Source organism: Butyrivibrio sp. (assembly GCF_024699075.1).
On the sequence record NZ_JAILQF010000107.1, the window covers coordinates 1 to 7,072 of the forward strand.

General features: G+C 39.1%; 6 protein-coding genes. All 6 read left to right on the top strand.

Annotation, left to right across the window (positions count from 1 at the left end; genetic code table 11):
- Positions 1-44 precede the first annotated feature (44 nt).
- Positions 45-746, top strand: coding sequence for an endonuclease V (locus K6G87_RS04290; RefSeq protein WP_296834368.1), 702 nt, complete (start codon positions 45-47; stop codon positions 744-746).
- 563 nt (positions 747-1,309) lie between these two features.
- Positions 1,310-2,410 (top strand): recombinase RecA, encoded by a 1,101-nt coding sequence (gene recA, locus K6G87_RS04295; RefSeq protein ID WP_296834369.1) that lies wholly within the window; start codon positions 1,310-1,312, stop codon positions 2,408-2,410.
- Between the two features lie 176 nt (positions 2,411-2,586).
- The gene (locus tag K6G87_RS04300; protein ID WP_296834374.1) at positions 2,587-3,198 is read left to right on the top strand and encodes a regulatory protein RecX; all 612 of its coding nucleotides are present in this window, start codon (positions 2,587-2,589) and stop codon (positions 3,196-3,198) included.
- A gap of 117 nt (positions 3,199-3,315) precedes the next feature.
- Entirely contained in the window at positions 3,316-3,990 is a 675-nt protein-coding gene (locus K6G87_RS04305) for a polyphosphate polymerase domain-containing protein (protein ID WP_296834377.1), read from the top strand.
- Between the two features lie 44 nt (positions 3,991-4,034).
- Positions 4,035-4,703 carry a DUF4956 domain-containing protein gene (locus K6G87_RS04310; RefSeq protein WP_296834380.1) on the top strand — a complete coding sequence of 223 codons (669 nt, stop codon included), beginning with the start codon at positions 4,035-4,037 and terminating at the stop codon, positions 4,701-4,703.
- Between the two features lie 24 nt (positions 4,704-4,727).
- On the top strand, positions 4,728-7,072 hold a 2,345-nt coding region (locus tag K6G87_RS04315; RefSeq protein WP_296834383.1), incomplete at its 3' end, for a carbohydrate-binding domain-containing protein.

The following is a 7,072-nucleotide window of genomic DNA, read 5'->3' on the forward strand; positions in this document are numbered from 1 at the left end:
GTGATGGCGAAAAATTCAATTATAAGAAGTATTTTGGATTATAAATGATGGATAAGGAAGAAATTTTTATAAAAAAACAAATAGAGTTTATGAGAGAAATAGACCTGCATAATGCAGTGTCTATTTCTGCTATTAAAAAGATTGCCGGAGTTGATTTAGTCTATTGGAAAAAGGGGGAGGATGAATACGCAAATTGTTGTATTGTAGTATTAGAGTTTCCTTCGCTTGAAGTTATAGAAGAAAAATATACTGTAAAGAAAGTAGATGTTCCATATATTCCAGGTTGTTTGGCATTCAGAGAACTTCCGCTATTCGAGGAAGTATATAGCCTGTTGGAAACAGATGTAGATGTCATTTTCTTTGATGGAAATGGTTACCTTCACCCAAGGCATATGGGTCTAGCTACTCATGCAGGCATACAAATAAAAAAGCCTACTATAGGAATTGCAAAAAGCTATTACAAAATAAATGATGTAGACTTTATAATGCCAGAAAGCAATGCAGGGGCTTACACAGATATTATCATTGATGGAGAAGTGTATGGCAGAGTGTTAAGGACAGCTGAAAATGTAAAGCCTATTTTTCTTTCAGTTGGAAACAAGATAGATTTGGATACTGCAATGAAATTAACCAATATGGTTATCACAAAAGACAGCCACATTCCTGTACCAACAAGACAGGCTGATTTGATGACACATAGAGTTAGGAAAGAATATATTGGGGCAACACAGAGATCTAAAAATTAATTTATTTACTAGACATTCAATCAATCATTACGGCGGAAGATTTATTTGTTTTAATAAGTAAGAAAAATCACGTTTGGTTGGTAGAAAAGTCTTGATGGTAGTAAGATTTTTTGAAAATAAAAGCGGCGATCAGATATCGCAAAAACGATATTTGGTTGCTGTTTTTTAGAAGTTGCAAACAAGTCTCCTTCATGCTAACATTTTAATGTTCTTAAAGTTCTGAAAATATCTGAGGCATATCTGCCAGACATTTCAGCATTTAAGATTAAAAATCTAGCACAAAAAATGCTAAAATTATTGACAACCGGCAGGATATACCCTAAAATAGATCATGTGATCAATGTGGCGGGAGATGAGTTTATCGCATTATCACTGGATTTCATTAGCTATATCATTAGTACATAGAATTACAGTCATGCAATTCTAAATATGTATAGGATGCGTTTTTTGATCCTGTACATAGAAGTACATCCTATATTTTTTCAAAATAATAAAAATATCTGCCGGAGAGGAAGAATCTCTTAATACAAGAGGTTGTGCGCGTATGCGCAGGAAAGGAAAGTATGGAAAGAGAAGAAAAACAGAAAGCACTTGAAGCTGCCCTTGGACAGATTGAAAAGCAATACGGTAAAGGCGCAGTTATGAAACTGGGTGATCCCACTAATCAGATGAGCGTTGAGACTACACCTACAGGTTCACTCAGCCTTGATATTGCTCTTGGACTTGGTGGTATTCCAAAGGGACGTATTGTTGAGATATACGGACCGGAATCTTCAGGTAAGACAACAGTTACACTTCATATGATCGCAGAAGTTCAGAAGAGAGGCGGTATTGCCGGATTTATAGATGCTGAGCATGCCCTTGATCCTGTATATGCAAGAAATATTGGCGTAGATATCGATAATCTTTATATCTCTCAGCCGGATAGCGGAGAGCAGGCTCTTGAGATCACAGAGACAATGGTACGTTCAGGTGCTATTGATATCGTTGTAGTCGACTCTGTAGCAGCTCTTGTTCCTAAGGCTGAAATTGATGGTGAGATGGGAGATTCTCATGTAGGTCTTCAGGCAAGACTTATGTCTCAGGCTCTTCGTAAGCTTACAGCAGTAATCAGTAAGTCCAATTGTACTGTAATATTTATCAACCAGCTCCGTGAGAAGGTTGGTATTCTATTTGGTAATCCTGAGACTACAACAGGTGGTAGAGCTCTTAAGTTCTATTCATCAGTTCGTCTTGATGTTCGTCGTACAGATTCTATCAAGGCTGGCGGAGAAGTAGTTGGTAACCATACTAAAGTTAAGATAGTTAAGAATAAGATTGCACCGCCATTTAAGACAGCAGAGTTTGATATCATGTTTGGTAAGGGAATCTCACAGTCAGGTGATATTCTCGATCTTGCAGCTAACATAGATATTGTCAACAAGTCAGGTGCTTGGTATCAGTACAATAGCGAGAAGATCGGCCAGGGCCGTGAGAATGCAAAGGCATATCTTGAAGAGCATCCTGAGATCATGGCTGAGATTGAAGGAAAGGTTCGTGAGTTTTATAACCTTCCTGCAGATGAATTCTCAAAGGCACAGGCTGCAAAGGCAGCTGATAATGCCGGAGCAGAAGATACTGCAGCTAAAAAGACAACAAAGAAGAAAGCAGCTTCAGAAGATTAAGAATTAGAGATTGCCTAAGGCAGTCTGGATTCTCATTCTGATACTTGCTTAGTATTAGCGATCCGAGACTAGGCTCCGGGTCGCTAATTTTATAGGTACGCCTTGCCGGGCACATTACTAGAGCCTTACAAGCAGAAACAGAATCAGACTATAGTTAAGGACGAGGTATAGAGAAGATGATAATAACATCAGTACAGGATTATGATAAAAAAAGATGCCAGGTATACATAGACGGAGAGAAAGCATTTCTTTTATATAAAGGAGAAATCCGTAAGTACAAGCTCGAAGCAGGCATGGAGATAGATCAGATAACCTATGATGTCATAGTCAGGGAGGTTCTTACCAAGAGAGCTATACTTCGTGCTATGAATCTTTTGCAAAAAAGAGATTATACAGAATATAAACTTACCCAGAAGCTAAATGATGGCGGCTATCCAAAAGTGAGCATAGATGAAGCTATAGAGTATGTGAAGAGCTATAAATACCTGGATGACAGGAGATATGCATCGGATTATGTCAGATATTATATGGAGTCCAGAAGTAAGAAGAGAATCAGTCAGGATCTTATGCAAAAGGGTATAGATAGAGATCTTATAAATGAGATTCTTGAACAAGAGTATTCAGATAATGATGGCGGAGCAGAAATGGAGCAGATCCGCCATCTTCTTAATAAAAAGAATTATTCTTCTGATATGGAATATAAGGAAAAGCAGAAGATAATGGCCTTTTTGTACCGAAAGGGCTACAGTATGGAACTTATATATAAAGCCATGGATATGGAAGAGTAGGAGGTGAAATGCCCCAAAAGTCACTAAATATCTGCAATTAATAATTTTTGTTTTATTTTTGTTTTATTTTGAATTTAGGATAGGTGCGTAGAATCGTTCTCAAAGGAGAGCGATCATATGCAAGGTAGACACGAAATTAAACACAGTATCAGCTTATCTGATTACTACGTTTTACGACAAAGACTCAGGGCTGTATTAAAACAGGACAAGCATGTAGGGCCAACCGGCTGCTATATGATACGAAGTCTTTACTTTGATTCATATGATGATAAAGCTTTAAAAGAGAAGCTGGACGGGGTAAGAGATCGAGATAAATATCGTATCCGCTTTTATAACAATAATACATCCGTCATTCATCTTGAAAAAAAGAGTAAACGTGTAGATATCGGATTCAAGCAATCGGCATCATTAACAGCACAGGAGTGTCAAAGGATCGTTGATAACGATTTTGAATGGATGAAAGATCATGAGCATCCTCTTGTAAGAGAATTGTACAGAGGGATGAAAAATGATGGTCTAAGACCAAAGACAATCGTTGATTATACAAGAGATCCATTTACATATCCTGCGGGAAATGTCAGAGTGACGCTTGATCACCACATAAGAAGCGGACTTAGATGTACAGATTTTCTTAATCCTGAGTGTGTGACGATTCCAGTAGCACCTGACGTTATAGTTCTGGAAGTAAAGTGGGACAATTTCCTTCCTGACATAGTAAGAGAGATTGTCCAGGTCGAAGATACCAGAGCAACAGCATTTTCAAAGTATGCGATATGCAGAATCTTTGAATGAAGAAAACCTAAATCCAATAATTCAGAATAAAAGGAGATATAACAGTGACTTTCAGTGATATTTTTAAATCAAGCTTTTTGGAAAATGTAACATCAGTTAGTATTTTAGATATGGTAATAGCCCTTGCCCTGGCTTTTGGTATCGGCGTATTTATCTTTTTTATCTACAAAAAGACCTTTCAGGGAGTTATGTATTCTCCCAGTTTTGGTGTAACTCTTATAGCACTTACCATGATTACAACACTTGTAATCCTCGCAGTAACATCTAATGTAGTTCTTTCACTTGGTATGGTCGGTGCGTTGTCTATCGTTCGTTTCAGGACAGCTATAAAAGATCCGCTTGATATAGCATTTTTGTTCTGGTCAATCGCAGTTGGTATTATCCTTGCAGCTGGTATGATTCCTCTTGCAGTATTTGGTAGTATCATGGTCGGACTTATCCTTGTAGTATTTGTTAATCGTAAATCATATGTTAAGCCTTACATAATCGTTGTATCACTTGATGATGCTTCTGCAGAAAAAGGCGTAATGGAATTCATACAGTCTAATACAGAAAAGCTCATCCTTAAAGGTAAGACAGCACGTAAGGGCAGCATTGAACTTACTTATGAAGTAAGACTTAATTCTTCAGATGCAGAATTTGTTACAACTCTTAGCAATAAGGAACATGTTGAAAGTGCAGTACTTGTAAGTTACAACGGCGAATATCAGTAAAATACATATAGGAGCAAGATAATTATGTCTTTTAGCAAACACACAAGTTTGATTTGTATCATAATTACCATCCTGTCGGTTCTGCTTACTATTGTATTTATGAATGCTGAAAAGTTGGGTGTGGTCTCGGTTACATCTGATATTAGCGCTGATGAGGACGGAATCTTCTCTGATAGAGATCTGGATCCGTCCTATACAGAAAGCTCAGCTGTATATATAGATCTTGACGACCTGGAAGATTATACAAGCGGCGGTGCATACGAGCTTGATGGTGATCTTTATATCATCACAGCAGGCACATATGTCTTAAGCGGTACTCTTACTGATCAGCAGATCATAGTTAATGCGGCTGATGCTAAAGTTCAGATAGTATTGAATGGTGTGACCATAACCAATGATTCTCTGCCCTGCATATATGTTGCGACAGCAGACAAGGTGTTCATAACACTTGAAGAAAGTTCAGAAAATACTATTGAATCTTATGATCTTAGTGGTGAAGCAGCTGTGGCTGCTGATGTAGATGCAGCTATATACTCATCAAGCGATCTTACTATAAATGGAACAGGATCACTTGTGGTAGTAGCTGAAGGCGGACATGGTATAAAGAGTAAGGATGATCTGGTAATAACAGGTGGAACTATCACAGTAACAGCAGATGATAATGCACTTCTTGGTAAAGACTCAGTTCGTATATGTGATGGTACTTTCAACCTGACAGCGGGTAATGACGGTATAAAAGCAAATAATGATACAGATGAAGATAAAGGCTATATAACGATCACAGGCGGAAGCTTTACGATCGTAGCTGAACATGATGGTATCTCAGCAGTAACGAATGTTGATATCTCGGGCGGAGACTTTGATATTCTTACAGGCGGTGGATATGAAAATGCAAGTGCTCATACAGGTGATGATATGATGCTTGGAGGCATGGGTGGCGGCCAGATGGGCAGCAGGAATTCTGATTCAGAAGGCGAAATGCCTTCAATGGACGACTCAGAAGGCGAGATGCCTTCAATGGACGACTCAGAAGGCGAGATGCCTTCAATGGGCGGCTCAGATGGTGAGATGCCGGATATGTCAGAATCAGATGGCCAAATGCCTTCTATGGGCGATATGCCTTCTATGGGCGATATGCCAGACATGTCTGATGCTGATGGCCAGATTCCAGGAAATGCAGAAGAGGGCACAGAACAGGATAGCACAAAGTCAGAAGATGCTGAAGAAACTGATACTAAAGAAACTGATACTAAAGAAACAGATTCAGAATCTACTGAAACAGCAGAAACAACTGATACTACCGAAGAAGAGTCAGACTCTTATAAGGGTATCAAAGCAGGTGATACGATCACAATTTCCGGTGGAACATTTGTTATAAACAGCCAGGACGATGCAATTCACAGTGACAATTATGTGGATATCATAGATGGTGATATTACAATATCTACAGGGGATGATGGTATACATGCTGACAACCAGGTGGATATTGAAAATGGAACTATAGTAATAGAGACAAGCTATGAAGGTATAGAAGGCTATTTTATCAATATCTATGACGGAGATATAGACATTACAGCATCTGATGACGGAATGAATGCCGGAGGCGGCACAACCACTTCAACAATGATGATGGGCGGCGGTCAGATGGGCGGTGGTATTGGTGGCAGAAGCATGGGTGAGAGATTCTCAGGTTCTGATAATACTGACGACAGCACAGATGATGTCAGCACTGATACTACTGAAACAGCAGATAATACAGAAAAAGCAGATGCTACCGGTTCTGAAGAACAGGGTGCTCCTTCTGATCAGACATTTAATACTGATGACAGTACAACTTCATCAGAAGATGAGACTGATACAGATACAGAGATTCAGTGTCTTGCGATTTATGGTGGTAACATTTATGTAAATTCAGCCGGTGATGGCCTTGATTCTAACGGAGATCTTATAATCTATGGCGGTAACATTATAGTTGATGGACCTGAAGATGGCGCTAACGGACCTCTTGACTCCGGTACTGAAAGTGGCGGCGACCTGGTTATCCACGGAGGAACAATTATTGCACTTGGTAATTCAGGAATGCTTGAAACATTCTCTGAAAACTCAGAGCAGAACTCGTTCGTAGTAACACTTGACAGCGATTATGAATCAGGTGATGTCATAACAATATCTGATTCCGAAGGTAACGTAATATATGAATATACTGTAGCAAAGAGTGGTAATGCAGTTATATTCAGCAGTCCAGAACTTGAACTTGATGAGACTTATACAGTTTCTATTAACGGTGAATCAGTAGAAGAAATAACTCTTGATTCTGTAGCTTCCGGTTCCGTCTCCTCCATGGGAGGCGGAATGGGAGGTGGAATGGG

Coding starts and splice junctions, on each gene's coding strand:
- K6G87_RS04290 (WP_296834368.1), top strand. CDS start 45: ATGATGGATAAGGAAGAAATTTTTATAAAAAAACAAATAGAGTTTATG.
- K6G87_RS04300 (WP_296834374.1), top strand. CDS start 2,587: ATGATAATAACATCAGTACAGGATTATGATAAAAAAAGATGCCAGGTA.
- recA (WP_296834369.1), top strand. CDS start 1,310: ATGGAAAGAGAAGAAAAACAGAAAGCACTTGAAGCTGCCCTTGGACAG.
- K6G87_RS04305 (WP_296834377.1), top strand. CDS start 3,316: ATGCAAGGTAGACACGAAATTAAACACAGTATCAGCTTATCTGATTAC.